Origin of the sequence: Gluconacetobacter takamatsuzukensis (assembly GCF_014174275.1) — a bacterium.
Lineage (GTDB): Bacteria > Pseudomonadota > Alphaproteobacteria > Acetobacterales > Acetobacteraceae > Gluconacetobacter > Gluconacetobacter takamatsuzukensis.
Window position 1 is genome coordinate 204,509 of sequence record NZ_JABEQK010000004.1, and the last position, 25,548, is coordinate 230,056.

At 68.4% G+C, this 25,548-nt stretch carries 19 protein-coding genes and 1 tRNA gene; 16 read left to right on the forward strand and 4 right to left on the reverse strand.

The window, feature by feature from the left end; all coding sequences use genetic code 11:
- Positions 1-364: 364 nt before the first annotated feature.
- The 5 genes from dnaA to HLH27_RS07260 all read left to right on the forward strand — a co-directional run bounded on the left by dnaA (position 365) and on the right by HLH27_RS07260 (position 7,838).
- Positions 365-1,807: a chromosomal replication initiator protein DnaA gene (gene dnaA, locus HLH27_RS07240; RefSeq protein ID WP_182949088.1), complete on the forward strand. Its 1,443-nt coding sequence runs from the start codon at positions 365-367 to the stop codon at positions 1,805-1,807.
- A 252-nt stretch (positions 1,808-2,059) separates the two neighbouring features.
- Positions 2,060-3,184 (forward strand): DNA polymerase III subunit beta, encoded by a 1,125-nt coding sequence (dnaN, locus tag HLH27_RS07245; protein WP_182949090.1) that lies wholly within the window; start codon positions 2,060-2,062, stop codon positions 3,182-3,184.
- 22 nt (positions 3,185-3,206) lie between these two features.
- The gene (gene recF, locus HLH27_RS07250; protein ID WP_182949092.1) at positions 3,207-4,370 is read left to right on the forward strand and encodes a DNA replication/repair protein RecF; all 1,164 of its coding nucleotides are present in this window, start codon (positions 3,207-3,209) and stop codon (positions 4,368-4,370) included.
- Between the two features lie 86 nt (positions 4,371-4,456).
- Positions 4,457-6,886 (forward strand): DNA topoisomerase (ATP-hydrolyzing) subunit B, encoded by a 2,430-nt coding sequence (gene gyrB / locus HLH27_RS07255; protein ID WP_182949094.1) that lies wholly within the window; start codon positions 4,457-4,459, stop codon positions 6,884-6,886.
- 157 nt (positions 6,887-7,043) lie between these two features.
- A complete protein-coding gene (locus HLH27_RS07260) occupies positions 7,044-7,838 on the forward strand; it encodes a DUF3108 domain-containing protein (protein WP_246375595.1) in 795 nt (264 codons plus the stop codon).
- A 15-nt stretch (positions 7,839-7,853) separates the two neighbouring features.
- Here the strand turns inward: HLH27_RS07260 and gph are convergent, their stop codons facing one another.
- Complete coding sequence (gene gph, locus HLH27_RS07265; protein ID WP_182949098.1) at positions 7,854-8,534, reverse strand: phosphoglycolate phosphatase; 681 nt, start codon at positions 8,532-8,534, stop codon at positions 7,854-7,856.
- A gap of 116 nt (positions 8,535-8,650) precedes the next feature.
- On the opposite strand from gph, the gene glmU reads away from it, so the two are divergent.
- From glmU to HLH27_RS07315, 10 genes are all read left to right on the forward strand, one after another.
- Entirely contained in the window at positions 8,651-10,027 is a 1,377-nt protein-coding gene (gene glmU, locus HLH27_RS07270; RefSeq protein WP_182949100.1) for a bifunctional UDP-N-acetylglucosamine diphosphorylase/glucosamine-1-phosphate N-acetyltransferase GlmU, read from the forward strand.
- Positions 10,027-11,850, forward strand: a complete 1,824-nt coding sequence (glmS, locus tag HLH27_RS07275; protein ID WP_182949102.1) for a glutamine--fructose-6-phosphate transaminase (isomerizing) — start codon at positions 10,027-10,029, stop codon at positions 11,848-11,850. Before glmU ends, glmS begins: the two co-directional genes overlap by 1 nt.
- Positions 11,851-11,974: 124 nt before the next feature.
- Complete coding sequence (locus tag HLH27_RS07280) at positions 11,975-12,985, forward strand: FAD-dependent oxidoreductase (protein ID WP_182949104.1); 1,011 nt, start codon at positions 11,975-11,977, stop codon at positions 12,983-12,985.
- A gap of 38 nt (positions 12,986-13,023) precedes the next feature.
- Entirely contained in the window at positions 13,024-13,221 is a 198-nt protein-coding gene (thiS, locus tag HLH27_RS07285; protein WP_182949106.1) for a sulfur carrier protein ThiS, read from the forward strand.
- 4 nt (positions 13,222-13,225) lie between these two features.
- Positions 13,226-13,996: a thiazole synthase gene (locus HLH27_RS07290; protein ID WP_182949108.1), complete on the forward strand. Its 771-nt coding sequence runs from the start codon at positions 13,226-13,228 to the stop codon at positions 13,994-13,996.
- Complete coding sequence (locus tag HLH27_RS07295; RefSeq protein WP_182949110.1) at positions 13,993-14,625, forward strand: thiamine phosphate synthase; 633 nt, start codon at positions 13,993-13,995, stop codon at positions 14,623-14,625. Before HLH27_RS07290 ends, HLH27_RS07295 begins: the two co-directional genes overlap by 4 nt.
- A 161-nt stretch (positions 14,626-14,786) precedes the next feature.
- Positions 14,787-17,408 (forward strand): cation:proton antiporter domain-containing protein, encoded by a 2,622-nt coding sequence (locus HLH27_RS07300; RefSeq protein ID WP_182949112.1) that lies wholly within the window; start codon positions 14,787-14,789, stop codon positions 17,406-17,408.
- Positions 17,409-17,521: 113 nt separating this feature from the next.
- A complete protein-coding gene (locus HLH27_RS07305) occupies positions 17,522-17,977 on the forward strand; it encodes a (2Fe-2S)-binding protein (RefSeq protein WP_182949114.1) in 456 nt (151 codons plus the stop codon).
- Positions 17,977-20,130 (forward strand): xanthine dehydrogenase family protein molybdopterin-binding subunit, encoded by a 2,154-nt coding sequence (locus HLH27_RS07310; protein WP_182949116.1) that lies wholly within the window; start codon positions 17,977-17,979, stop codon positions 20,128-20,130. Before HLH27_RS07305 ends, HLH27_RS07310 begins: the two co-directional genes overlap by 1 nt.
- Positions 20,127-21,389: a cytochrome c gene (locus HLH27_RS07315; protein WP_220790322.1), complete on the forward strand. Its 1,263-nt coding sequence runs from the start codon at positions 20,127-20,129 to the stop codon at positions 21,387-21,389. Before HLH27_RS07310 ends, HLH27_RS07315 begins: the two co-directional genes overlap by 4 nt.
- A 183-nt stretch (positions 21,390-21,572) precedes the next feature.
- Here the strand turns inward: HLH27_RS07315 and HLH27_RS07320 are convergent.
- Positions 21,573-21,647: transfer RNA gene (locus tag HLH27_RS07320), tRNA-Met, on the reverse strand.
- Positions 21,648-21,821: 174 nt separating this feature from the next.
- Between HLH27_RS07320 and HLH27_RS07325 the strand changes: the two genes are divergently transcribed.
- On the forward strand, positions 21,822-22,991 hold the full coding sequence (locus HLH27_RS07325) for a mechanosensitive ion channel domain-containing protein (protein ID WP_182949118.1): 1,170 nt from the start codon (positions 21,822-21,824) through the stop codon (positions 22,989-22,991).
- Between the two features lie 48 nt (positions 22,992-23,039).
- Here the strand turns inward: HLH27_RS07325 and HLH27_RS07330 are convergent, their stop codons facing one another.
- Together HLH27_RS07330 and HLH27_RS07335 are read right to left on the reverse strand one after the other, a co-directional pair.
- Positions 23,040-24,578, reverse strand: a complete 1,539-nt coding sequence (locus HLH27_RS07330; RefSeq protein ID WP_182949120.1) for an APC family permease — start codon at positions 24,576-24,578, stop codon at positions 23,040-23,042.
- Positions 24,579-24,722: 144 nt separating this feature from the next.
- The gene (locus HLH27_RS07335) at positions 24,723-25,532 is read right to left on the reverse strand and encodes a GDSL-type esterase/lipase family protein (protein WP_182949122.1); all 810 of its coding nucleotides are present in this window, start codon (positions 25,530-25,532) and stop codon (positions 24,723-24,725) included.
- Between the last annotated feature and the right edge of the window lie 16 nt (positions 25,533-25,548).

The window sequence follows — 25,548 nt, forward strand, 5'->3', positions numbered from 1 at the left end:
CGTTTCTCTCGTCCAAGGAGAGGAGCGGCCTTTGTTTTTGGGGTGAAGTCCCGGCTGGCTGCTTCAGGTTTCGGTAACTGGTCGTGTTGTGCGCGCCGAGGGATTTTCCCGCCCCGCCGACCCAGTTTTCCGTTGCCTCTATCGGGCCGGTGACCTATCTTCGGCTTCTTCATTCCGTGACGACTGAGCAGGACATGGTGGCCGCGCCTTTTTCGGTGTCGGGCAAGGGGAGACGTGTTTTCCTTGCGTGACGGCCGGCGGCTGATGGACTGCGCGGATGCGCGGTGTGACGGGGACGGAAAACGCAGGGACGGATCTTCCGTATAGCCGGAAGGGTACCGTCTCCAGGAGGCCGGGATTGGACATGACGGGCGAAGTGAGTGGATATGATGCCGTCGCGGAAGCCCGGTCGGTCCGGAACGTTCTGGACATCCACTGGTCGCGGATCTGTTCACGGCTTCAGACCGAGGTCGGCGAGGTCGAATATCGCACCTGGCTGAAGCAGATCAGCATCGGCCCGGTCGATGGCGACGAGATCACGCTCCATCTGCCCACCCGCTTCCTGCGCGACTGGGTGCGTACCCAGTATGGCGACCGGCTGAGTGCGCTGTGGAATGCCGAGCTGCCCGCGATCCGCCGGGTGGAATTGCAGGTGGGCCGGCCCGATCCGGTCGCCGACCCGGCCGTGGCGCCGGGTGACGAGGCCCCGGCCGATGCGGCGCCCGTTGCGGGCGCGGTGGACGAGCGGGTGGCCGAGGCGCGCAGCGAGCTGAGCCGCCACGATCTGGCGGCGCCGCTGGACCCGCGCTTTACCTTCGATACGTTCGTGGTCGGCAAGCCCAACGAATTTGCCTATGCCTGCGCCCGCCGGGTGGCGGAGCGGCCGTCCAGCCCCGGGTTCAATCCGCTGTTCCTGTATGGCGGCGTCGGATTGGGCAAGACGCACCTGATGCATGCTATCGGTTCGGAGCTGACGCGGGGCGGCAAGGTCTCGGTGGCCTATATGTCGGCCGAGAAGTTCATGTACCGCTTCATTGCCGCCATCCGCTCGCAATCGACGATGGAGTTCAAGGAGCAGCTTCGGTCGGTCGACGTGCTGATGATCGACGATCTGCAGTTCCTGATCGGCAAGGACAATACGCAGGAAGAATTCTTCCATACCTTCAACGCGCTGGTCGATGCCGGGCGGCAGATCATCGTGTCGGCGGACAAGTCGCCCTCCGACCTGTCGGGGCTGGAGGACCGGCTGCGCACGCGCCTCGGGTGCGGCATGGTGGCCGATATCCATGCCACGACCTTCGAGCTGCGGATCTCGATCCTGGAATCGAAGGCGGCGGCGTCGGGTGTGCCGGTGCCGGCCAAGGTGCTGGAATTCCTGGCGCACAAGATCACCTCGAACGTGCGTGAGCTGGAAGGGGCGCTGAACCGGCTGATTGCGCATGCCAACCTGTTCGGCCGCCCGGTGACGCTGGAAGCGACGCAGGATGTGCTGCACGATATCCTCAAGGCCCACGACCGGCGGGTGACGATCGAGGAGATCCAGCGCAAGGTGGCCGAGCACTGGAACATCCGGCTGACCGACATGTCCTCGGCCCGGCGCGCGCGCGCGGTGGCGCGGCCCCGGCAGGTCGCGATGTATCTGGCCAAGCAGCTGACCAGTCGCTCGCTGCCGGAAATCGGCCGCAAGTTCGGCAATCGCGACCATACGACCGTCATGCATGCCGTCGCGCGCGTGACGGAACTGATGGAGCGGGATACCGCGTTTGCCGAGGATGTCGAGCTGTTGCGCCGCATGCTCGAAAGCTGAGAGGCGGCTTGCAAAGTCACCCTGCCGGCGATCCGATTTTTCAAGCCGCCTCCGGGGAGTGCCCCTGACTGCCGCCGTTGGGTAGCCGGCGCGTGTTTTTCGCCCTGAACGATGTTGCCGCCGGGTGGGTCTTTGCGCACCCGGCCGGGACTGCTAGAATCACGGGACCGAAGGTCATATCTGGCTGCCCGGGCGGATGGCCGGGGTGGCCATGATCCCGGTGGATGTGCCGGGCAAGGAGAGTCTGTACCTATGAAGCTGAAGGCTGACCGCGCGACGTTGCTGAAAGCTCTGGCGCATATCCAGAGCGTCGCCGAGAAGCGGAATACCATTCCGATTCTGGCCAACGTCCTGATCAATGTCGCGGATGGTCGGCTGACGCTGACGGCGACCGACATGGAAATCGCGGTGGTCGAGGAAATCGGCGCCGAGACCGCACGCAACGGGGCGGTGACGGCGCCCGCCGCCGTGCTGCACGAGATCGTCCGCAAGCTGCCCGACGGGGTGGCGGTGGAACTGGACCATGCGGGTGGGGACGCGCCGCTGGCGCTGCGGGCCGGGCGCTACACGACCAGCCTGAACGTGCTGGATGTGGACGATTTTCCGTCGATGACGGCGGGTTCGCTGCCCAACCATTTCACGGTGCCGGCTTCGGTGCTGCGCGGGCTGATCGACCGCACGCGCTTCGCGATCTCGACCGAGGAGACGCGCTACTACCTCAACGGTATCTACCTGCATGTCGCCCCCGGCGAGGCCGGGCCGATGCTGCGCGCGGTGGCGACCGATGGCCACCGCCTGGCGCGGGTCGAGACCGAGGTGCCTTCGGGCGCCGAGGAGATGCCGGGCGTGATCGTGCCGCGCAAGACCATCGCCGAACTGCGCAAGCTGCTGGACGAGGGGGCCGAGGATGTGGTGGTGGGCCTGTCCGACACCCGCATCCAGTTCTCGGTCGGGCCCGTCACGCTGACCTCCAAGCTGATCGACGGCACGTTCCCCGAATATGACCGGGTGATCCCGCGCGGCAACGACCGGGTCCTGCGCGTGGGGAAGAAGGATTTCTCCGACGCGGTCGCGCGCGTCGCCGCGATCAGCCAGGAGCGTTCGCGCCCCGTGAAGCTGTCGATCGGGCACAACCTGCTGACGCTTTCGGCGGTCAGCCCCGACCAGGGCACGGCGAAGGAGGAACTGGACGAGAACCATGTGACCTACGACGCCGAACCGATGGAGATCGGCTTCCAGGCCCGTTACCTGAACGACATTACCGACCAGATCGACCGCGACGTGGAGTTCCTGTTTTCGGACAGTTCCGCCCCGACCATCGTGCGTGATGTCGCCAGCCCGTCGGCGCTGTACGTGCTGATGCCGATGCGGGTCTGATCGCGGGGGCGCTGGCCGCATCATGGCGCGCCTGGAGCGGCTGGCGCTGACGGATTTCAGGAATTACGCGCGTCTGGCCTGGCGGCCGGAGGCGGCGGTCAACGTCATTACCGGCGAGAACGGCACCGGCAAGACCAACCTGCTGGAAGCCCTGTCCCTGCTGGTGCCGGGACGGGGGCTGCGCGGGGCGCGCGGGGCCGAGATGGCGCGGTACGGGGCGCCGTTATGGGGCGTGGCCGCGCGCTTTGTCGCCCCCGACGGCGTGCCGTCCGACCTTTCCACCGGCAGCGATCCGGCGCGGCCCGAGCGCCGGGCCTTTCGTCGCGACGGCGAGACCGTGCGCGGGCGGGGCGCGCTGGCCGATTCCCTGTCCGCCGTCTGGCTGACGCCGCAGATGGACCGGCTGTTCCAGGACGGGCTGCCGGGGCGCAGGCGGTTTCTGGACCGGCTGGTGGTGGCGCTGGAGCCGGGCCATGCGCGGGAGCTGGCGGCCCATGACCAGTCGGTGACGCAGCGCAACCGGCTGCTGGCCGGCGGGCGCGCCGACCCGGCGTGGCTGGCGGCGCTGGAGGATTCGATGGCGCGCCATGCCGTGGCCGCCACGGCGGCGCGGCTGGTGCTGACGGACCGGCTGAACGATGAGGGGGCGCTGGGGGCGCCGGAGGGTTTTCCTTCCGCGCGGCTGGAGCTTCTGTGCCCGATCGCCGAGCAGTTGCGTGCCCGGCCGGCGCTGGCGGTGGAGGATTGGCTGCGCGGGCGGCTGGCGGCCGGCCGGGCGGCGGATGCGGCGCGCGGGGGTGCCGGCATGGGGGCGCACCGGGCCGACATGGCGCTGTCGGACCGGGCCAGCGGCCGGCCGGCGGCGCAGGCCAGCACCGGCCAGCAGAAGGCGCTGCTGCTGGGGGTGGTGCTGGCCCATGCGGCGCTGATGACGCGGCACCGGGGGGAGGCCCCGGTGATCCTGCTGGACGAGCCGCTGGTGCATCTGGACGAGCGGCGGCGCGAGGCGCTGTTTCGCAGTCTCGAAGGCGCCGAGGGCACGGTTCTGATGACCGGGACCGATGCCGACCTGTTTTACCCGCTGCGCGGTCGCGCGGCGTTCTGCACGCTGTCGGACGGAGTGCTTCGGCCCATGGGGGGAAATCCCCCGGCCGATGCTGGTTCGATGGACCCGAAGCCTGTATGATCGCGGCGTTCGACCACGATCCCTGTCTGGAGCATCTGCCCGGTATGTCCGATCAATCCAATCCCGTTCAGAAACCCGATGCGGACATGAGCGGGACCTTGCCCGACGATTCGGACTATGATGCCGCTTCCATTTCCGTCCTGAAGGGGCTGGATGCCGTCCGCAAGCGGCCGGGCATGTATATCGGCGATACCGACGACGGGTCGGGGCTGCATCACATGGCCTTCGAGATCATCGACAATGCCGTGGACGAGGCCCAGGCCGGATTCGCGTCGAGCTGCGTCGTGACGCTGAACGGCGACGGCAGCGTGACCGTGCGCGACAACGGGCGCGGCATTCCGACCGACATGCATATCGAGGAAGGGGTGAGTGCCGCCGAAGTGGTGCTGACCAAGCTGCATGCCGGCGGCAAGTTCAACCAGAATTCCTACAAGGTGTCGGGCGGCCTGCACGGCGTGGGCGCCGCGGTGGTCAACGCCCTGTCCGAGTGGATGGAGGTGCGGATCTGGCGCAACGGCCAGGAGCACATGATCCGCTTCCAGCATGGCGAGCGCGATGCCCCGCTGGCGATCGTCGGGCCGAGCGCCGAGCCGCGCGGCACGCAGGTGACGTTCAAGCCCAGCGTCGGGACCTTCAAGCTGGTCGAGTTCGATTTCGCCATCCTGGAACGCCGGATGCGCGAACTCGCCTTTCTCAATTCCGGGCTGGAGATCATCCTGCGCGACGAGCGGCATACGCCGACGCGCGAGGAGAATTTCCATTATGAGGGTGGGCTGGCCGCCTTCGTCTCGTGGCTGGATCGGGGCAAGAGCGCCATCGTCGATCCGCCGATCACCGGCAGCCTGCAGAACGATGAAAACGGCATCAAGGTCGAGTTCGCCCTGTCGTGGAACGACAGTTTCCACGAGACGATGCTGTGCTTCACCAACAATATCCCGCAGCGCGACGGCGGCTCGCACCTGGCCGGATTCCGGCAGGCGCTGACGCGCGTGGTGGGCAAATATGCCGAAAGCAACGCCAGCAAGAAGGACAACCAGTCGCTGGTGGGCGAGGACATGCGCGAGGGCATGACCGCGGTGCTGTCGGTGAAGGTGCCGGACCCGAAATTCTCGTCGCAGACCAAGGACAAGCTGGTGTCGTCGGAAGTGCAGCCGGTGGTGCACGCGGCGGCGGCGGACATGATCGCCCATTGGTTCGAGACCCATCCGAAAGAGGCCCGGGCCATCGTCGCGAAGGTGATGGATGCGGCGGCGGCGCGCGAGGCGGCGCGGCGGGCGCGCGAGCTGACGCGGCGCAAGGGCGTGCTGGACGTTTCCTCGCTGCCGGGCAAGCTGGCGGATTGCCAGGAGCGCGATCCGGCGAAGTCCGAACTGTTCATCGTCGAGGGTGATTCGGCGGGTGGCACCGCCAAGCAGGGACGTGACCGGCGCTTCCAGGCGATTTTGCCGCTGAAGGGCAAGATCCTGAACGTGGAGCGCGCGCGTTTCGACCGCATGCTGGGCTCGGCCGAAGTGGGCACGCTGATTACCGCGCTGGGCACTGGCATCGGGCGCGGCGAGGTGGATCAGGGCGGATTTTCGATCGACAAGCTGCGCTACCACCGCGTCGTCATCATGACCGACGCCGACGTCGACGGATCGCATATCCGCACGCTGCTGCTGACCTTCTTCTTCCGCCAGATGCCCGAACTGATCGAGCGCGGGCATCTGTATATCGCCCAGCCGCCGCTTTATCGCGCCAAGCGCGGCAATGACGAGCGCTATCTGAAGGACGACGCGGCGCTGGAGCAATATCTGCTGGACAAGGCGCTGGCCAACGCGTCGATGCGCTATGCCGACGGGCGCGTGCTCCAGGGGGAGGAGCTGGCGGCCGAGGTGATCTTTGTCCGCGACGTGACGCGCGCGATCCAGCGCCTGTCGGTGCGGGCGCCGATCTGGATTCTGGAGCAGGCGGCGGTGACCGGCGCGCTGAGCGCCGACACCCAGGTGGTGCAGGGGCGGGTACCGACCTTGCAGGCGCGGCTGGATGAGGTTTCGCTGCCCAACGAACGGGGCTGGAAGGTGACGGCCACGGCCGAATCCGGGCTGGAAATGGCGCGCAGCGTGCGCGGGGTGGGCGAGATCTATCGCCTGGACCCGGCGGCGCTGCGCAGTGCCGAGGTCCGCTGGCTGGCCGAGCGTGCGGAGCGGCTGGGGGTGGATTTCGCCGCCCCGGTCGAACTGACGCTGGACGGGACGGCGCGTTCGGCCGCCGGTCCGGCCTCGTTGTACGAGCGGATTCTGGCGCAGGGGCGGCGGGGGCTTTCGATCAATCGCTTCAAGGGGCTGGGCGAGATGAACGATGCCCAGCTGTGGGAAACGACGCTGGACCCGGCCATGCGCACGCTGTTGCAGGTGAAGGTCGGGGATGTCGAGAATGCCGAGCAGGTCTTCTCGACCCTGATGGGCGATGTCGTGGAGCCGCGCCGCGATTTCATCGTGGGCAATGCGCTGAAGGTCGCGAACCTGGACGTCTGAGAGAAGCGGTTTGCACATTCTGCGCTTCGCGGCGGGCGGCCATCCGAGCCGTTCCGCTCCGAGGCCTGAAAAGTCACGCCCGCCCGGCGGGCCGTTTTTTCAAATCGTCTCTGAAAGACTGATGGGCTGGTTTGGTCCTGTTTCGTGGAGAGCCGTGATGCGTCTGTCACGTAAGGTCCCGGCGCTGGTGCTGGCGGCCATGCTGGGGGTCTGGGCGCCCGGCGCCCGGGCGGCGAACGATCCCGCGCAGATCGTGCATGTCTATGGTGTGTATAATCACGGGTTCCGGGCGCTGACGATTGCCGCGCGCTATGCGGTGACGCCAGACGGCTATGCCGTGCGTTCGACGATCCGCAGCGGCGGGTTGCTGGGGCTGCTGGTGCACATGAACATCACGTCGCAGGCGACGGGGCAGTTCGTGGCCGATGGGGTGCGGCCGCTGACCTATGACAGCGCGGGCTATTCGCGCGGGGCGGACCGGCATGTCGTGCTGGATTACAGCGGCGGGCAGACGCATATCGCGCTCCAGACCCCGCCCGAGCCCAATCGGGACCCGATTCCCGCCACCGATCTGGCGCCGGCGATGGATTCGCTCAGCGCGCTGATGCGGCTGCAGCAGACCGTGCGGGCGCATCACCAGTGCGACGGGTCGGCCACCGTGTTCGACGGGGCGCGCCTGTTGCGGATGGATGCCCATACGGTCGGCACGCAGGACATGGCGACGGATTCGCACCAGCCCTATCAGGGGGCGGCGTTGCGGTGTGATTTCAGCGACGTGCAGGTTGCCGGATTCCGGAAGACCGACGGGCCGGATTCGGCGGCGCGCAAGCCGGTCAACGGTTCGGTCTGGTTTCAGGAGGTGCCGGGGGATGGGCTGACGATCGTGCGCATCGCCTTCGACCATCCCAAGCTTGGGCACCTGACGGTGCTGCTGCTGCCCGATACCGTGTAGGGCGTTCTCAGGGTTTCAACTGGGGATAAGCTCGGCGGCGAGATGGGGGATTTCGGTGATCGAATCGCCTCCGGCGGTGGCACCGGCTTCCATGTCTGGGCGGCCATAGCCCCAGCGGGCGAAGATTGCGCGGACGCCGGCCCCTTCGGCCACAGCAATATCGTTGTGATGGTCGCCGACCATGACGGCGCGGTGTGGCGTGCCCCGTGCCTGTTCGATCGTGCCGAGCAGATGGATGGGGTTGGGCTTGCGGGCGGGGAAACTGTCGCCGCCGCCGATGGCGTCGAACATGCCCTCCAGCCCCAGTGCCGCGATGATGCGCGTGGCGGCGGCGACCGGCTTGTTGGTGCAGACCGCCAGCCGCCAGCCCTGCGTGCGCAGGGTGTCGAGCGCGTAGTCGGTGCCGGGGAACAGGCGGGATTGTTCGGTGGAGCGGGGCGTGTAGTCGGCCATGTAGCGATCCACGGCCTGCTGCGCGTCGATTGCCGCCGCGGCTTCGCCGGCATGGGCCAGCAGGCGGCGCACCAGGGCGGCCACGCCGTCGCCCACCATGGCGCGTACCAGGTCCGGCGCGATGCCGGGCAGGCCGTAGCTCTTCAGCAGCCGGTCGGCGCTGGCGGCGAGGTCCGGCAGGCTGTCCAGGAGCGTGCCGTCCATGTCGAAGACGGCGAGGCGGGGTGGGGTCTGTGAGGGCATGGGCTTCTCCCGGGGCGGGGCTGTCGGGCTGGATGCAGTAATTCGTAAACCTAAGTGATGGGCCGCGATCACCCCTTTATTTGACAGGGCCGATCCCCGCCCGCTACCCGCAAGACATGAATGCCCCGCCTCTGTCCGCGACGCCAGCGGACCTGTCCGCCCGTCATCCCGCCACCGCCGTCATCCTGGCGGCGGGGATGGGGACGCGTATGAAATCCGCCCAGCCGAAGGTGATGCATCCGCTCGCAGGGCGGCCGATGCTGCGCTACCTGCTGGATCATGCGGCCACGGTTTTCGACCGGATCGTCGTCGTCGTCGGGCCGGGCATGGAGCAGGTGGCCGCCCTTGCCGCGCCGCACGCCGTGGTGGTGCAGGCGGATCGGCTGGGCACGGCCCATGCCGCAGCCCAGGCGGCCGACCTGTTCGGCGATGGCGATGTCGCGGTGCTGTATGGCGACAATCCGCTGATCACGCCCGAGAGCATGCGCAACCTGCTGGCCTGCCGGGCGACCCCCGGCGTGGGGCTGGCCCTGATGGCGATGCGGCCGCGCGATCCGGGCCGGTATGGGCGGATCGTCAGCGAGGACGGGCTGGTGCGGCGGATCGTGGAATGGGCTGACGCGAGCGAGCAGGAACGCGCGATCGGCCTGTGCAATGCCGGCGTGCTGTGTGCCGAGGCCGGGACCTTCCGCCGCTGGCTGTCGATGGTGCGCAACGACAATGCGCAGGGCGAATATTATCTGGGCGACGTGGTGGCGCTGGCGGTGGCCGAAGGGCAGCAGGTGCGTGCCGTGGAGGCGCCCGAGGACGAATTGCGCGGCATCAATTCCCGCGCCGAGCTGGCCGAGGCCGAGGCCTGCGTCCAGAAGCGGCTGCGCGCGGCGGCGATGGATGCGGGCGTGACGCTGGTGGCGCCGGAGACGGTCTTTCTGTCGGTCGATACCGTTTTCGAGCCTGACGTGCTGGTCCAGCCGCATGTGGTGTTCGGGCCGGGGGTGCGGGTGCTGGGTGGGGCGGAGATCCGCGCCTTCAGCCATCTGGAGGGCTGCATGGTGGGGCCGGGGGCGCTGATCGGGCCCTATGCGCGGCTGCGGCCGGGCAGCGATGTGGGAGCGGCCGCGCATGTCGGCAATTTCGTCGAATTGAAGGGTACGACGCTGGGCGCGGGCGCGAAGGCCAACCATCTGACCTATCTGGGGGATGCGGCGATCGGGGCCGGAACCAATGTCGGGGCCGGCACGATTACCTGCAATTACGACGGCGTGTTCAAGCACCGTACCGAGATCGGGGCGGACTGCTTCATTGGGTCGGATGCGATCCTGGTCGCGCCGGTGGCCATCGGTGACGGTGCGCTGGTCGCGGCGGGCAGCGTGGTGACGGAAGACGTGCCGGCAGGGGCCCTGGCCTTCGGCCGGGCGCGGCAGGAAAACAAGGACGGACGGGGGGCGGCGCTGCGCGACGCCCTGCGCCGCAAAAAGAAGGAGCAGGGGTGATGTGCGGCATAGTCGGCGTCGTCGGCGGCAGGGATGCCACACCGATCATCTTCGACGCCCTGCGGCGGCTGGAATATCGCGGATACGATTCCGCCGGCATCGCGACGCTGGTGGACGGGCGGATCGAGCGGCGTCGGGCGGCGGGCAAGCTGGACAATCTGGCTGCCGTGCTGGCGCGCGCGCCGCTGGCGGGGGTGACGGGCATCGGCCATACGCGCTGGGCCACCCATGGCGCGCCGACCGAGAACAACGCCCATCCGCACGGCACGCCCCGCGTGTCGGTGGTGCATAACGGCATCATCGAGAATTTCGAGACCCTGCGGCGGGAGCTGGAGCAGGCCGGGCACGTCTTCGTGACCGAGACCGACAGCGAGACCGTGGCGCAACTGGTCGATTTCCATCTGGCGCGCGGCCTGTCGCCGCGCGAGGCGGCGTTTGCGACGCTGCGCCGGCTGGAAGGGGCCTATGCGCTGGCGATGATCTTTGCCGGGCACGACAACCTGCTGATCGGCGCGCGGCATGGGGCGCCGCTGGTGGTGGGGTATGGCGAGAACGAGATGTTCCTCGGGTCCGACAGCCTTGCCCTTGCGCCGCTGACGCGCCGCATCGCCTATCTGGACGATGGCGACTGGGTGATGGTGACGCCGGACGGCGCGGAATTCTTCGACGCGTCGGGCGAGCGGGTGGAGCGCGCGGTGCGCACCACCGCGCTGATCGCCGGTTCGGTCGGCAAGGACGGCTATCGGCATTTCATGGACAAGGAGTTGCACGAGCACCCGGTGGTGATCGGGCAGACGCTCCAGCGGCTGATCGACCCCGCGACCCGGCGGGTCATGCTGCCGGACCTGCCGTTCGACCTGGCCGGGCTGCCGCGCGCGGCGATCACGGCGTGCGGGTCGGCCTTCTATGCCGGGCTGATCGGCCGTTACTGGCTGGAGGGCATGGCGGGGCTGCCGGTCGATATCGATGTGGCCAGCGAACTGCGCTACCGCGATCCGCCGCTGACGCCCGGCGGGCTGGGCCTGCTGATCTCGCAGTCCGGCGAGACGGCGGACACGCTGGCGGCGCTGCGCGGGATGCGGGCGCGGGGGCAGCATATCCTGTCGGTACTGAACGTGGAACAGAGCACGATGGCGCGCGAGAGCGACGTCGTGCTGGGGACCGTGGCCGGGCCCGAGATCTCGGTGGCCAGCACCAAGGCCTTTACCGCGCAGCTTTCGGTGCTGGCGTGCCTGACGATCGCGATCGGGCGGGCGCGGGGCACGCTGACGGCGGCGCAGGAGCAGGATCTGGTGGCCGAACTGCTGGACCTGCCCAGCCGTGCGAACGAGGTCTTCGACCAGGCGCCCGCGATCCGCGAGATGGCGGCGGTCGTCGCCGAGGCGCGCGACGTGCTGTATCTGGGGCGCGGATCGTCCTTTCCGGTGGCCATGGAGGGGGCGCTGAAGCTGAAGGAGGTCTCGTATATCCATGCCGAGGCCTATGCGGCGGGCGAGATGAAGCATGGGCCGATCTCGCTGATCGACAGCACGGTGCCGATCGTGGCCACGCTGCCTTCGGGCCGGCTGTTCGAGAAGACGCTCTCCAACCTCCAGGAAGCGCGGGCGCGGGGCGGGCGGCTGCTGGTCTTTACCGATACCGAGGGGGAAGCGCGCCTGCGCGGGCTGGCCGAAATCGTGGTCGCTCTGCCCACGGTGAGCGAATTCACCGCCCCGGTGATCCAGACGATTCCGGTGCAGATGCTGGCCTATGAGGTCGCGCTGCTGAAGGGGACGGATGTGGACCAGCCGCGCAACCTGGCCAAGTCGGTAACGGTGGAGTAGCCGGGCGCCCACGGGCGGTCTGGCCTGGCCTGTCGCCCCGGGCTGTTGTCTTCGTCGGCTGGAGGAAACATCCTCGCACCGCGAACCGCCGGGCCGGCCCGGCGGTGGGAAGGGAGCGATATCCATGACGAAGGTGGAATCCGGCGCGCGGCCGCGGGTACTGGTGCGCGGGGCCGGGGTGGCGGGGCTGACCAGCGCGGTGACGCTGGCCGAACGCGGCGCCGACGTGGTGCTGGCCGAGATCGGCGGGCGGGAAGGGTCCGGGGCGTCATGGATGGCGGGCGGCATGCTCGCGCCGTGGTGCGAGGCCGAATCCGCGCCGCCGGAGGTCACGCGCGATTCGCTCGAATCGGTCGATTGGTGGGCGGCCCATGTGCCCGACGTGGCGCGCAACGGTACGCTGGTTCTGGCACCGCCGCGCGATGTTGCGGATATCGCGCGGTTTGCCCGGCGGACCAGCCATTTCCAGACCGTGGACGGTGCCGCGATCGCAGCACTGGAGCCCGATCTGGAAGGGCGGTTCGACAAGGGGCTGTTCTTTCCCGAGGAGGGGCATCTCGACCCGCGCAAGGCCCTGGCGGCGTTGCGGGCCCGGCTGGTGGCGCTGGGGGGGAGGATCAGCGTCAATGCGCCGGCCGACAGCATGCCCGACGACCCGTGGCATGGCGCGCGGCCCGACTGGGTGGTGGACTGCACCGGGATTTCGGCCGAAAACCGGCTGACCGGATTGCGCGGGGTGCGGGGCGAGATGGTGCTGCTGCGCTGCCAGGACGTGACGCTGAGCCGCCCGGTCCGCATGCTGCATCCGCGCATCCCGGTTTACATCGTGCCCCGGGCGGACCATCTGTTCATGGTGGGGGCCACGATGGTGGAGAGCGAGAGCCTTGCCAGCATGACCTTGCGCTCGATGGTGGAGTTGCTGACTGCCGCCTATGTGCTGCATCCGGCCTTCGGGGAGGCCGAAATCGTCGAGACCGGGGTCGGCGTGCGGCCTGCCTATCCGGACAATGTGCCGGCCGTGACCGTCCACGGGCATACGGTCTATGTGAACGGGATGTATCGCCACGGTTTCCTGCTGTCGCCCTCGCGGGCGCGGCGGGTGGGCGACATCGTGTTCGGCGGCTCTGCCGCCTGACGCCCCGCCGGGCGCCGTGCGGGGCAGGGAGGAATGACGTGAGGATACTGGTGAACGAGGAGCCGCGCGAGATCGCGACGGCGACCCTGGCCGGCCTGCTGGACGAACTGGGCTATGGCGACGCCAGGGTGGCGACGGCGGTGGACGGGGCGTTCGTGCCCGCATCGCGTCGCGCTTCATGGACGCTGGACGAGGGTGCGCGGATCGAGATCCTCGCGCCCATGCAGGGGGGATAGGCCCATGCTGTTCTATGGTACCGAACTGTCGTCGCGCCTGATGCTGGGCACGGCGCAATATCCGTCGCCCGAGATCCTGGCCGACTCGGTGCGGGCGGCGCAGGCCGGGGTGGTGACGGTGTCGCTGCGGCGCGAATCGGTCGGCAGCCGTGCCGGGCAGGCGTTCTGGTCGCTGATTCGCGACCTCGGCGTGCCCGTGCTGCCCAACACCGCCGGCTGCCACACGGTGAAGGAGGCGGTGACGACCGCCCACATGGCGCGCGAGGTGTTCGAGACCGACTGGATCAAGCTGGAGGTCATCGGCGAATCGGACACGCTGCAACCCGACATGTTCGCGTTGGTCGAGGCGGCCCGGATCCTGAGCGAGGACGGGTTCAACGTCTTTCCCTACATGACCGAGGACCTGGTGGGCGCCGAGCGCCTGTTGCGGGCGGGCTGCAGGGTGCTGATGCCCTGGGGGGCGCCGATCGGATCGGGCAAGGGGCTGAACAACGTGTTCGGCCTGCGCGCGCTGCGGGCGCATTTTCCCGATGTGCCGCTGGTGGTGGATGCGGGGATCGGCCTGCCGTCGCACGCGGCACAGGCGATGGAGCTGGGCTATGACGCCGTGCTGATCAATACCGCCGTGGCGCAGGCGGGCGATCCGGCGCGAATGGCGGCGGCGTTTCGGCTGGCGGTCGAGGCCGGGCTGATCGCCCGCACGGCCGACCCGATGGAGCAGCGCGACATGGCAGCACCCTCCACCCCCGTCCTTGGCCAAGCGGTGCTGGCATGAGCCTGCCCTCGCGGATCTATCCGGTCGTCGACCGGGCGGCGTGGATCGACCGGCTGGGCGGGGCGGGGGCGCGGCTGATCCAGCTGCGCGTCAAGGACCTGGAGGGCGCGGCCCTACTGGCGGAAATCCGCGCCGCGCGTGCCCACGCCGCGCGGCATGGCGTGTGTCTGGTGCTGAACGATTACTGGCGGCTGGCGCTGGATGAGGGGATCGATTTCATCCATCTGGGCCAGGAGGATCTGGACGAGGCCGACCTGCCGGCGATCCGGGCCGGGGGGCTGAAGCTGGGCGTGAGCACCCATTCCACGGGCGAGCTGGACCGGGCGCTTTCGGTCGGCCCGGATTATGTCGCCCTTGGGCCGGTCTGGCCGACGAAGCTGAAGCAGATGCCCTGGGGGCCGCAGGGCGTCGAACGGCTGGCGGAGTGGAAGCGGCTGGTGGGCGCGGTGCCGCTGGTGGCCATCGGCGGGATTACGCTGGCGCGGGCCGCGTCGTGCATTGCGGCGGGGGCGGATTGCGTTTCGGCGGTGTCGGACTTTATCGGCCAGCCGGACCCCGAGGCCCAGGTCCGGGCGTGGCTGGCGGCCACGGCCGAGGGGGCCGTGTTTCAGCATGGCAGCATAACGTGACCGGCCGGGGCCGTTGCCGCTAATCATCCGGTATGCTTTTTCGGGGCAGGTGCGCGGGCGAAGGTACGGTGCCGTGTCGAGCGGCCCCGGGCCATCGGAATGTCATACTTTCATGCCACGATGGACAGGCTGGGCGTGAGGCGACAGGGAGGTGTTGACGGATGGCGGTGACGGGTCTGGCTGCGGTTCTTCTGGCGATCGCCGCGCTTCTGGTGGTCGTCAGCGCGGTACAGCCGGTCGCCCGACGCCTGGAGATCTCGGAGACGGTGCTGCTGGCGCTGGCGGGAATCGTGCTGGGCGGCAGCGCCGACCTGGTGCTGCGCTCGTCCTATACCGAACTGTTCAACGGTGCCGCCGAGACGCTGCTAGATTTTCCGCTGAACAGCGAGGCGTTTCTGCTGATCTTCCTGCCCGCTTTGGTGTTCCAGGGCGCGCTGGCCATCGATGTCCGCCGTCTGGCGCATGAGACGGCGACCGTGCTGCTGCTGGCGGTGGTGGCGGTGGTGGTGTCGACCGCGACCATCGGGCTGGCGCTGTTTCCCTTCGCCGGGCTGCCGCTTTCGGTCTGCCTGCTGCTGGGGGCGATCGTGGCGACCACCGATCCATCGGCGGTGGCGGGGATTTTCCGCGATATCGGGGCCAGCAGCCGGCTGACCCGGCTGGTCGAGGGCGAGGCGCTGCTGAACGACGCGGCGGCGATCTCGATCTTCTCGCTGCTGCTGGCGGCCGTGACGTCGCATCACCGGATCGCGCCGGGCAGCGCGCTGCTGGAATTCCTGGTCTCGTTCATCGGCGCCATCGTCATGGGCGTGCTGTTCGGGCGGCTGACGCTGCTGATGATCACCACCATCGGCGCGGCGCCGGCGGCGGAGATCACGCTGACGGTGGCGCTGCCCTATATCGTCTATATCCTCTGCGACGAATTCCTGGGCTTTTCGGGCGTCGTGGCCGCCGCGTCGGCGGGGCTGACCATGTCGGTCTATGGGCCCTCGACCTTTCGGCCGCAGACCTGGCGGTTTCTCAATGAACTCTGGCAGCAGCTGGTATTCTGGGCCGGGTCGCTGGTGTTCGTGCTGGCGTCTATGCTGGTGCCGCGGCTGCTGGTGGGCATGACGCGCTGGGACTGCGTGCTGATCCTGCTGGCGACGGGGGCCGGGCTGCTGGCGCGCGGGGCCGTGGTGTTCGGCCTGCTGCCACTGCTGGCGGCCACGCGCCTGTCGCCGCCGGTGCCCACGCCCTTCAAGGTGACGATGGTCTGGGGCGGGCTGCGCGGGGCGATCACGCTGGCGCTGGCGCTGGCCGTGACCGAGAACCGGCATGTCTCGACCCCCGTCGCGCATTTCATCGGGATCATCGCCACCGGGTTCGTGCTGATCACGCTGTTCGTCAACGGGACCACGCTGCGCTATCTGGTCCTGTTCCTGAAGCTGGACCAGCTTTCGCCCATCGACCAGGCGCTGCGCCACCAGGTGCTGGGGATCGGCCTGGGGGAGGTGCGGGACCGCACCAGCGAGGTGGCCGAGGAGCTGGGCTTCTCCCGCGCCGTGTCCGACACCGTCATCAGCCAGCTTGGCCGGCAGGTGGAGGAGGAAGAGCAGGCCAATACATTCGATACCGCGCTGGGCGACCGGCAGAGGGTGACGCTGGCGCTGATCGTGATTGCCAACCGCGAGCGTTCGATCCTGCTGGACCTGTTCCGTATCCAGGGGCTGTCGCGCCCGGTGATGGAGACGCTGCTGCGCTCGGCCGAGGCGATGGTCGACGGGGCCCGGCTGGAAGGGCGCTTCGGCTATGTCCGGGCGCTGCGCCGGCGGCTGCGGCCGTCGCTGCGGTTCCGGATCGCGCAGGCGATCCATCATCGCTTCCATTTCGACCAGCCGCTGATGTCGTGCATGAGCGAGCGGTTCGAGATGCTGATGATCAGTTATTTCGTCTCGCTGTCGCTGATCCGATTCATGCGTACCCGCATGGAGCCGACGCTGGGCAGCCGCATCGGCGAGATCGTCGGCGAGGTGCTGGAGCGGCAGCGCAAGCTGCTGAACGAGGCGTTGCAGACGCTGCGGCTGCATTACCAGGGCTATTCGGAGGCGCTGGAGATGCGCCTGCTGCAACAGGTCTCGCTGCGGCTGGAGGGCGAGGAATATGATTCGCTGTTGTCCGAATCGCTGATCAGCGACGAGCTGCATCGCGAGCTGCATCGGGATGTCGAACGGCGGCGGGGGCATCTGGGCGCGCCCCTGACCTTCAATATCAAGGCCGGGATCGAGGCCAGGATGCGGGCGCTGCCGGTGTTCCGGGGCCTGTCGGACGAGGTGCTGCATACGCTCGCGCCGCAATTGTCGATCCATTTTACCTCGCCGGGCGAGCGGCTGTACCGGCGCGGGCGGCGGGTGCGCACCGTCTATTTCATCAGCGCGGGGCTGGCCGAGACCCATTTCCCCGAGCATGACGTGCGGTTCGGGGCCGGGGATGTGATCGGCGCGGACGATGCGCTGTCGCGCATGCCGGCGCGGGCGGTCACGCGGTCGTTGCAGTTCGGGCAGTTCCTGAGCATGAGCACGCGCCGTTTCCGCCGGCTGGTGGCCGAGTATCCGGACATCCTGGCCAATCTCGATGAGCTGACGCGGGCGCGGCATACGACCGAACGGTCGGGGGTGACGCTGCTGGCGGGCGACAGCGCGGTGCTGACGCCCTCGGACGATGCGATCGCGCTGGCGACGGCCGACCTGTCGGATGCGCTGCCTGCATCGGCCGACGAGCCGGGGCATCGGCCGCCGCCCTGACGACAGGGGTGGCCATCGGGCGTGGTCGGTTCGATACTGTTCGGATATCGGTACGGCGGGCCGGCGGGTGATCGCCGGTCCGCGACCCGGTTTGTCTGGTCCGGAGGATTTGTATGCTGACATTGCAGGTAAACGGCGCGGCGCATCAGGTGGATGTTCCCGATGACATGCCGCTGCTGTGGGTCCTGCGGGATGTCATGGGGCTTCCGGGCACGAAATTCGGCTGCGGCATCGGCCAATGCGGGGCGTGCACGGTGCATGTCGACGGCAAGGCGGTGCGGGCCTGTTCGCTGCCGGTCTCGCTGGTGGGCAACCGGCCCGTAACCACCATCGAGGGGCTGGCCGACGACCAGGTGGCGGCGGCGGTGACGAAGGCGTGGCTGGATATCGACGTGGTGCAGTGCGGCTATTGCCAGCCTGGCCAGATCATGGCGGCCGTGGCCCTGCTGAAGGGCAACCTGCATCCTTCGGATGACGAGATCGACCAGGCGATGTCGGGCAATATCTGCCGCTGCGGGACCTATCGCCGGATCCGCGCGGCCATCCGTAACGTGGCTGGAGTGGTCTGATGGCGGTCGGAACGATCGGGATTTCGCGCCGCGGCGCCCTGGCCGGGGCGGGCGGGTTGCTGATGGCGGCGATGCTGCCGCGCGGGCGGGCGCGAGCGGCGACGCGGATTGTCGAGGATCAGACCGGGCCGTTCGCGCCCAATGCTTTCGTGCGGATCGCGCCGGATGGGAGCATCACCCTGATCCTGCCGAATGTCGAAATGGGGCAGGGGATCTATACCGGCGAGGCGATGCTGATCGCCGAGGAGCTGGATGTGGGGCTGGACCAGATCCAGATCGAGCCCGCGCCGCCGGACGAGGCGTATGTGACCAAGGAACTGGGGACCGAGGCCACCGGCGGCTCGACCTCGACGATTGCGACCTGGACCAGCCTGCGCGAGGCCGGTGCCGTGGCCCGCACCCTGCTGGTTCGCGCCGCCGCCGACCGCTGGGTGGTCGATCCGGCCTCGTGCCAGACCGGGGGCGGGGTGGTGCGGCATGTGCCCACCGGGCGGACCCTGACCTATGGCGAGCTGGCGGTCGAGGCGGCGGCCCTCCCGGTGCCCGCCAGCCCCGTCGCGTTGCGCGACCCATCGGCCTTTCGCCTGATCGGCCATGCCCAGCACCGGCTGGATGGGCCGGCCAAGGTGGCCGGCACCGCGACCTTCGGCATCGACGTCCAGCAGCCGGACATGAAGATCGGCACCGTCGCGGCCTGCCCGGTCATGGGCGGGGTGCTGCTGCATGTCGACGACAGCGCGGCGCGGCAGGTGCCCGGCGTGCGCGACGTGCTGACCATCGGCAATGCGGTCTGCGTGGTCGGGGACCATTACTGGGCCGCGCGCAAGGGGCTGGAGGCCCTGGCGATTTCCTGGGACGAGGGGGTGAATGCCACCGTCTCCACGGACACGGTCTATCGCGAACTGCATGAGGCGTTGCAGGGGCCTGCCATCGTCGCCCACACCAAGGGCAATGCGAAGGGGGCCATTGCCGGCGCGGCGACGCGGGTGGAGGCGGTCTACCAGCAGCCCTTGCTGGCGCATGCGCCGATGGAGCCGATCAACTGCACCGTGCATGTGACGCCCGAGCGATGCGACGTGTGGGTCGGGACCCAGGTGCCGATGCGGGCGCGCGATGCGGCGGCCGAGGTGACGGGGCTGCCGAAGGAGAAGGTCTTTCTGCACAACCAGTATATCGGCGGCGGGTTCGGCCGGCGGCTGGAGCATGAATATGTCACGCAGGCGGTGCAGTTTGCCCGCCAGGTCGGCTATCCGCTCAAGATCGTCTGGAGCCGCGAGGAGGACCTGACGATGGACCGGTATCGTCCGGCCTATGTCGACCATCTGGTCGGCGGGCTGGATGCGCATGGCAATCTGGTCGGGTTGTCGCACCGTATCGTCGGGCCGGCGGTGGTTGCCCGCTGGGCGCCCGAGGCGCTGCTGCCCAACGGTGTCGATGACGACCTGCTGGTGGCCACGGTCGAGACGCCCTATGCCATCCCCGCGATGTTCCTGGACTATGCGCGGCGCGAGGCGCCGGGCGTGGTGACGGCCTGGTGGCGCGGGGTCGGCGGCACGCGCGGGGTCTTTGTCATCGAGAGCTTTATCGACGAGCTGGCGGCCAAAGCGAAGGTCGACCCTGTGGCGTTCCGCCGCCGCATGACGACGGACCATCCGCGTGCCCGCGCGGTGCTGGACCTGGCGGCCGAGAAGGCGGAATGGGGCACCAAGCTGCCGGACGGGGTGGGGCGCGGGGTGGCGCTGCAATATGTCTTCGGCTCGTACCTCGCCACCGTGATGGAGGTCGAGATGTCCGCGATGGACACCGTGCGCGTTCGCCGGGCCGTCGTTGCCGTCGATTGCGGGCGGGTGGTCAATCCCGACCAGGTTATCTCGCAGATCGAGGGCGGGCTGATCTTCGGGCTGAGTGCCGCCCTGTTCAACGAGGTGACGCTGGAGAAGGGACGCGTGCAGGAGAAGAATTTCAACACGTACAGGATCCTGCGCATGAACGAATCCCCGGCCATCGAGGTGCATCTGATCGACAGCACCGAGGACCCGGGCGGCATCGGCGAGACCGGGACGGCCGCCGCCGCCGCCGCCGTTGCCAATGCGATGGCCGCCGCCACCGGCCGCCGCTATCGGCGCCTGCCCCTGACGGGGCCGCAGGCATGAGCGGCGCGACCATGCGGCGCCTCGGGCGCCGGGCGGCGGGCATGGCCGTCCTGGCCGGAATCGTGCTGACGGGCAGTGTAGCGCGGGCGCAGGATGCCGACCTGGTGCGGCGCGGCGCCTATCTGGAACAGGCGGCGGATTGCGAGGTCTGCCATACCAAGCAGGGGGGCGTGCCCTATGCCGGGGGGCGGGCGTTCGACCTGCCGGGGATCGGCACCATCTATGCCCCCAACATCACCCCCGATCCGGAAACCGGGATCGGGCGCTATAGCGACGCGCAGTTCGATTCCGCCGTTCGGCGCGGCGTGGGGCCGGGCTGGCGGCATCTCTATCCCGTCATGCCCTATGCGTCGTACGCGAAGATGACGGAAGAGGATGTGCGCGCCATTCGTGCCTATCTGATGAGCCTGCGGCCGGTCCATGCGCCGGCACCGGCCAACCAGGTGCGCTTTCCCTATAATATCCGGCTCGCGATGATCGGGTGGAACCTGCTCTATCGCCCGTCGGGCCCGCTGGCGGACGAGCCGGGGCGGTCGGCGGCGTGGAACCGGGGGCGCTATCTGGTCGATGCGGCCGGGCATTGCGGGGAGTGCCATTCGCCCCGGAACATGCTCCAGGCGCTGTCGGTGACGAAATCCTATGCCGGGGCCACGATCGATGGCTGGCTGGCGTATAATATCTCGTCGGATGTCGATAGCGGCATTGGCGCGTGGAGCGACCCGCAACTGGCAGCCTACCTGTCCACCGGCCATGCCGACGGGCGCGGGACGGCCGTGGGGCCGATGGCGGAAGTGGTCAGCCACAGCCTGCGCTACCTGACGCCGGAGGATGTCGCGGCGATGGTGACGTATCTGCGCAGCCTGCCGGCCCGGCGCTCGGACGAAACCATCGCGGTCGTCTCGCCCGAGGCCCTGGCCCAGGCGGGACCCAACCACAGCAATGGCGGGCGGCTGTTCGCCGGTGCCTGCGCCGGGTGCCATCTGACGGACGGGCAGGGGCGGCAGGTCGACTTCGCCACCGTGTGGGGCGCACGCAGCTTGGGCGAGACCGACGGGCGGAACCTGGTGCGGACCATGGTGGAGGGTGCGACGCTGCAAAGCGCGCATGGTGCGATGGTCATGCCGGGGTTCGGGCCCGAATATCGCAACCAGGACCTGGCCGACATCGCGAACTATGCCATTGGGCATTTCGGGAATCGGGTCGGGCATGTGACGGCGCAGGACGTGGCCGCCGCCCGGGGTGCCGTTCCGCCGTCCTGAGCGGGACGCATGTGACGGTCGTGCGCGCGGGCCCGCCATGGGTGGGCCCGCCGGTCTGGACGGTTATGCGGATTGTCTGCGTTTCGGGGGCGGGCAAAGGCACGCCGGGCGTAAAGCGGCGCTGCGGGTTCGCCCCGGAGGCCGGCTTTGCAAACACAGGCGAAGAATGGGAAAACCGACCGATGGTAGCGGCGGACGGATTTGAACCGCCGACCAAGGGATTATGATTCCCCTGCTCTACCGCTGAGCTACGCCGCCATCGCGTCGGTGAAGTGGGAGATATCGCCCCGTCCGGGTAAAGTCAACCCACGGATGGCGTTTGGAGGGAGGCTTCCCATCATGGTTAAAGAAGCACCTCGTCCTTATTGATTTGACGCCATTCATGCCGTCGGCAGAGCGCGTCGCCCCTACGGAAAGAGTGAACCCGGATTCGTGAAAAACGCCTTTATCGACCTTCTGACCCAGATTCGTATCTCCTTCGACTGGCTGCCTGGCACCATGGCCTCGGTGCTGGTGCTGTGCGCGGCGGCGCTGATGGCCGAGATCTGCAGCCGGATCATGACCAAGCTGGTCCTGCGGATTCCGGGGCAGAAGAGGGGGGCGTTCGTCCGGTCGTTCACGACGGCGATGCAGCGCCCGGCGCGGGTGATGCTGGCGATCGTCTTCGTCGCGACCGCGCTGCCGGCCTCGGGCTTTTCCTACCGCACGATGCAGCTGGGCGGTCACGGATTGCTGGTGCTGTTCGTGCTGATGGTGGGGTATGCGGCGATCGTGGCCATGCGGATCCTGTCCGATGCTTATCTGGCGCGGATTACCGGCAAGGACGACCGCGACGATATCCTGCTGCGCACCCACATGACGCAGGTACGGGTGCTGCGGCGGATGGCCGACATCCTGGTGGGGCTGCTGACGGTGGGTTCGGCGCTGATGACGTTCGAATCGGTGCGGGAATACGGACTGAGCCTGTTTGCGTCGGCCGGTGCGGCTTCGGTGGTGGTGGGTCTTGCGGCGCGGCCGCTGCTGACCAACCTGATCGCGGGCATGCAGATTGCGATGACGCAGCCGATCCGCATGGAAGACCTGATCATCATCAACGGCGACTGGGCGTGGGTGGAGGAGATCACCGCCACCTATGTCGTGCTGCGGGTGTGGGACTGGCGGCGGCATATCGTGCCGATTTCGTGGTTCCTGGAAAATCCGTTCCAGAACTGGACCCATAATTCGGCGGCGCTGATCGGGGTCGTGTTCCTCTACGTCGATTTCCACGCGCCCATGGACCGTATCCGCGTCCGGCTGCGCGAGATCGTGCATGGCAGCGCGCTGTGGGACGGCAAGGTGTTCGACGTGCAGGTGGCCGATTGCAGCGCCCATGTCATGACCGTGCGGATCATCGCCAGCGCGCGTACGGCCATGCGGAGCTGGGACCTGCGCTGCGAGATCCGCGAGCAGATCATCGTGTTTCTGCGCGATGAGTGCCCCGAGGCCCTGCCGCGCGAGCGGCTGGCCCATGTCTCGTCGCTTGCCGGCCACGAGGCGCTGATGGTGGCGCCGCCGATCGATCGGCCGCCGCCGGGGGCCTATACCGGCCCGGCCGGGCCGTAGCCGGCCGGTTGGACATGCGCGCCGGACAGGTGCCGGCGCGCATGTGTTTCAGACGATGGCCGTGCTGTCCTCGCGGCCCAGGCGCGAGTGGGAATGGCCGTAGAAGACATAGCTGAGGATGCCCAGCACCACGTAGGTGCCCAGCAGGATCATCGGGAGCGGGTTGCCGTTGAACAGGGCGCGGATCATGTCCACGAACAGGGGGCCCGCCATGATCAGGCAGAACAGGATGCCCAGCGCCGGGGCCACGCCGATCCAGACCCCCGCGATCCGGATGCCGCCCAGCGGCACGCTGAAGGGGCGCGGCAGGTCGGGCCGCGCGTTGCGCTGCCAGATGACGGTGAAGCAGACGATGCCGAAGGCGGCCGCCGTGCCCAGGCTGACCAGGTCGCTGATGATGTCGATCGGCAGGGTGGCGGTGGCGACCGCCACCAGCGCGCCCAGCACCATGGTGCCGACCCACGGCGTACGGAAGGTGGGGTGCAGGCGGCAGAAGATCGGCGGCAGCAGCCCGTCGCGGGCGATGGTGAAGAAGACGCGGGTCTGGCCGTAGAGCAGGCCCAGGATCACCGAACACAGGCCGACCACGGCGCCGACCTTGACCAGCAGTGCCAGCCAGGGCTGGCCGATGGCGTCGACCGCGATGGCCAGCGGGTCGGCTACGCCCAACTGGCGGAAGGGAACGACCCCGATCAGCACCGTGGCCACGCACATATAGACCAGCGTGCAGAACAGCAGCGAGCCGATGATACCCAGCGGCACGTCCCGCCTGGGGTTGCGGGCCTCGGAGGATGCGGTCGATACCGTTTCGAACCCCACATAGGCGAAGAAGATCACCGAGGCGGCGCGGAAGATGCCGGGAACCCCGAAATGAAACCCGCCCTCGCTGGGTGGGATGAAGGGCAGCAGGTTCCCGGGGTGGACGTAGCGGATGCCGAAGAACAGGAAGAGCATCAGCACGCCGACCTTGATGAACACGATCAGCGTGTTGATCCGTGCCGATTCCTCGATGCCGAGGACCAGCAGCGCCGTGACCACGACCACCGACAGCGCGCCCACCAGGTCGATCCGGGGCGCCACCAGCAGGCTGGCGCCATGGGCGGTGGGCAGTGTCTGGACCAGGGTGGTGCTGAGGAAGGTGGGGACATGGACGCCCAGATCGTGCAGCAGGCTGGTGGCGTAGCCGGAGAACCCGGCCGCCACCCCGGCGCAGGACACGCCATATTCCAGCAGCAGCAGCCACCCGACCGCCCACGCGACGCCCTCGCCCATCGAGACATAGGCGTAGCTGTAGGCCGAACCGGAGACGGGCATGGTCGAGGCCAACTCGCCGTACGACAGGGCGGTGAACAGGCAGGCCATGCCGGCGACGAGGAAGGAGAGCAGGATGGCCGGACCCGCGTAATTGGCGGCGGCGGTCCCTGTCATGACGTAGATGCCGGCGCCGATGGTCGAGCCCACGCCCAGCATCATGAGCTGGATCGGGCCAAGCGTGCGCCGTAACCCGTGGTTCTGGCTTTCGGATTCGATTTGCTGGATGGTCTTGCGAAGCCGTAGGCGACTGGTAGCAGCTGGAGGGAGAGACATAAATTTCACAATATCATATCGGGGAAAGCCTGTATCGTTGCAAAAGGTGTTCCCGCGCAAGACCACAGGCCGCGCCGGCACTGCCGCATGGGTCGTGAGGGACGCGCGTCGGATCGCCACCAGCGCACATTTCCGGTCAGGCTTTTAATGGCGATGGTCGCCCAGGATCGCCGCCACCGTGGGCTCGATCATTCGCGCGATGTCCTGCTGTGCCGCGGCGGTGGGGTGGAGTGGCGGGTCGGGCGGGGTGAGGTGCGGGTCGAGGAAGCGTGACCGGTCGGGCGCGCCGGGGCCGCCGACGGCCGCGCCGACATCCTGCACGTGCAGCCACGGGCGGCCCCGGCGGATGTCGGATTCCAGCATGCCGTTCAGCTGGCTTGTGTTCGCGCTGATCCAGGCCGAGCGGATGGAGGGCAGGACCTCCAGCAGCAGGACCTGCGTGGTGGGGAAGCGGGCATGGATCGCATCGACGATGCGGGCGATGCCCGGATAGGTCTGGACCGCGTCGGTGTGGACATGGCCGAAATTATTGGCCCCGATCATGACCACGAACAGGCGCGGGGGCTTGCGGAAATCCAGCTCGCCATGGGCCAGGCGCCACAGGACATGGCAGGTGCTGTCGCCCTTGAAGCCCAGGTTGATGGCGTGGCGGTCGCCGTAATAATGCTGCCAGACCGGTGCGAAATCGCGCCACGGCTCCGGCCCGGTGCGCTCCCAGTTCTGGGTGATCGAATCGCCCAGCCACACCACGTCGTACTGCCCGGCGGCAATTTCGGCCTGCTTGTCGGCGAAGCGCCGGTGCCACCAGGGCGTGTCCATGCGCGAGACCTGCGCGATGGCCAGGTTGGGGGCCGCTTTGGGTTTGGGGGCGGCGGCCGATGCGACGGCGGAGGCGGCGAGGGCGAGCAGGGTACTGATCGCCAGCAGGGGGCGAAGGCGGGCGGAGCGTGTCATGGTATCCGGAATGCAG

Excerpts from the sequence above, each read along its gene's own strand:
- dnaA (WP_182949088.1), top strand. The coding sequence starts at position 365 with ATGACGGGCGAAGTGAGTGGATATGATGCCGTCGCGGAAGCCCGGTCG.
- dnaN (WP_182949090.1), top strand. The coding sequence starts at position 2,060 with ATGAAGCTGAAGGCTGACCGCGCGACGTTGCTGAAAGCTCTGGCGCAT.
- recF (WP_182949092.1), top strand. The coding sequence starts at position 3,207 with ATGGCGCGCCTGGAGCGGCTGGCGCTGACGGATTTCAGGAATTACGCG.
- gyrB (WP_182949094.1), top strand. The coding sequence starts at position 4,457 with ATGAGCGGGACCTTGCCCGACGATTCGGACTATGATGCCGCTTCCATT.
- HLH27_RS07260 (WP_246375595.1), top strand. The coding sequence starts at position 7,044 with ATGCGTCTGTCACGTAAGGTCCCGGCGCTGGTGCTGGCGGCCATGCTG.
- gph (WP_182949098.1), bottom strand. The coding sequence starts at position 8,534 with ATGCCCTCACAGACCCCACCCCGCCTCGCCGTCTTCGACATGGACGGC.
- glmU (WP_182949100.1), top strand. The coding sequence starts at position 8,651 with ATGAATGCCCCGCCTCTGTCCGCGACGCCAGCGGACCTGTCCGCCCGT.
- glmS (WP_182949102.1), top strand. The coding sequence starts at position 10,027 with ATGTGCGGCATAGTCGGCGTCGTCGGCGGCAGGGATGCCACACCGATC.
- HLH27_RS07280 (WP_182949104.1), top strand. The coding sequence starts at position 11,975 with ATGACGAAGGTGGAATCCGGCGCGCGGCCGCGGGTACTGGTGCGCGGG.
- HLH27_RS07290 (WP_182949108.1), top strand. The coding sequence starts at position 13,226 with ATGCTGTTCTATGGTACCGAACTGTCGTCGCGCCTGATGCTGGGCACG.
- HLH27_RS07295 (WP_182949110.1), top strand. The coding sequence starts at position 13,993 with ATGAGCCTGCCCTCGCGGATCTATCCGGTCGTCGACCGGGCGGCGTGG.
- HLH27_RS07300 (WP_182949112.1), top strand. The coding sequence starts at position 14,787 with ATGGCGGTGACGGGTCTGGCTGCGGTTCTTCTGGCGATCGCCGCGCTT.
- HLH27_RS07305 (WP_182949114.1), top strand. The coding sequence starts at position 17,522 with ATGCTGACATTGCAGGTAAACGGCGCGGCGCATCAGGTGGATGTTCCC.
- HLH27_RS07310 (WP_182949116.1), top strand. The coding sequence starts at position 17,977 with ATGGCGGTCGGAACGATCGGGATTTCGCGCCGCGGCGCCCTGGCCGGG.
- HLH27_RS07315 (WP_220790322.1), top strand. The coding sequence starts at position 20,127 with ATGAGCGGCGCGACCATGCGGCGCCTCGGGCGCCGGGCGGCGGGCATG.
- HLH27_RS07330 (WP_182949120.1), bottom strand. The coding sequence starts at position 24,578 with ATGTCTCTCCCTCCAGCTGCTACCAGTCGCCTACGGCTTCGCAAGACC.
- HLH27_RS07335 (WP_182949122.1), bottom strand. The coding sequence starts at position 25,532 with ATGACACGCTCCGCCCGCCTTCGCCCCCTGCTGGCGATCAGTACCCTG.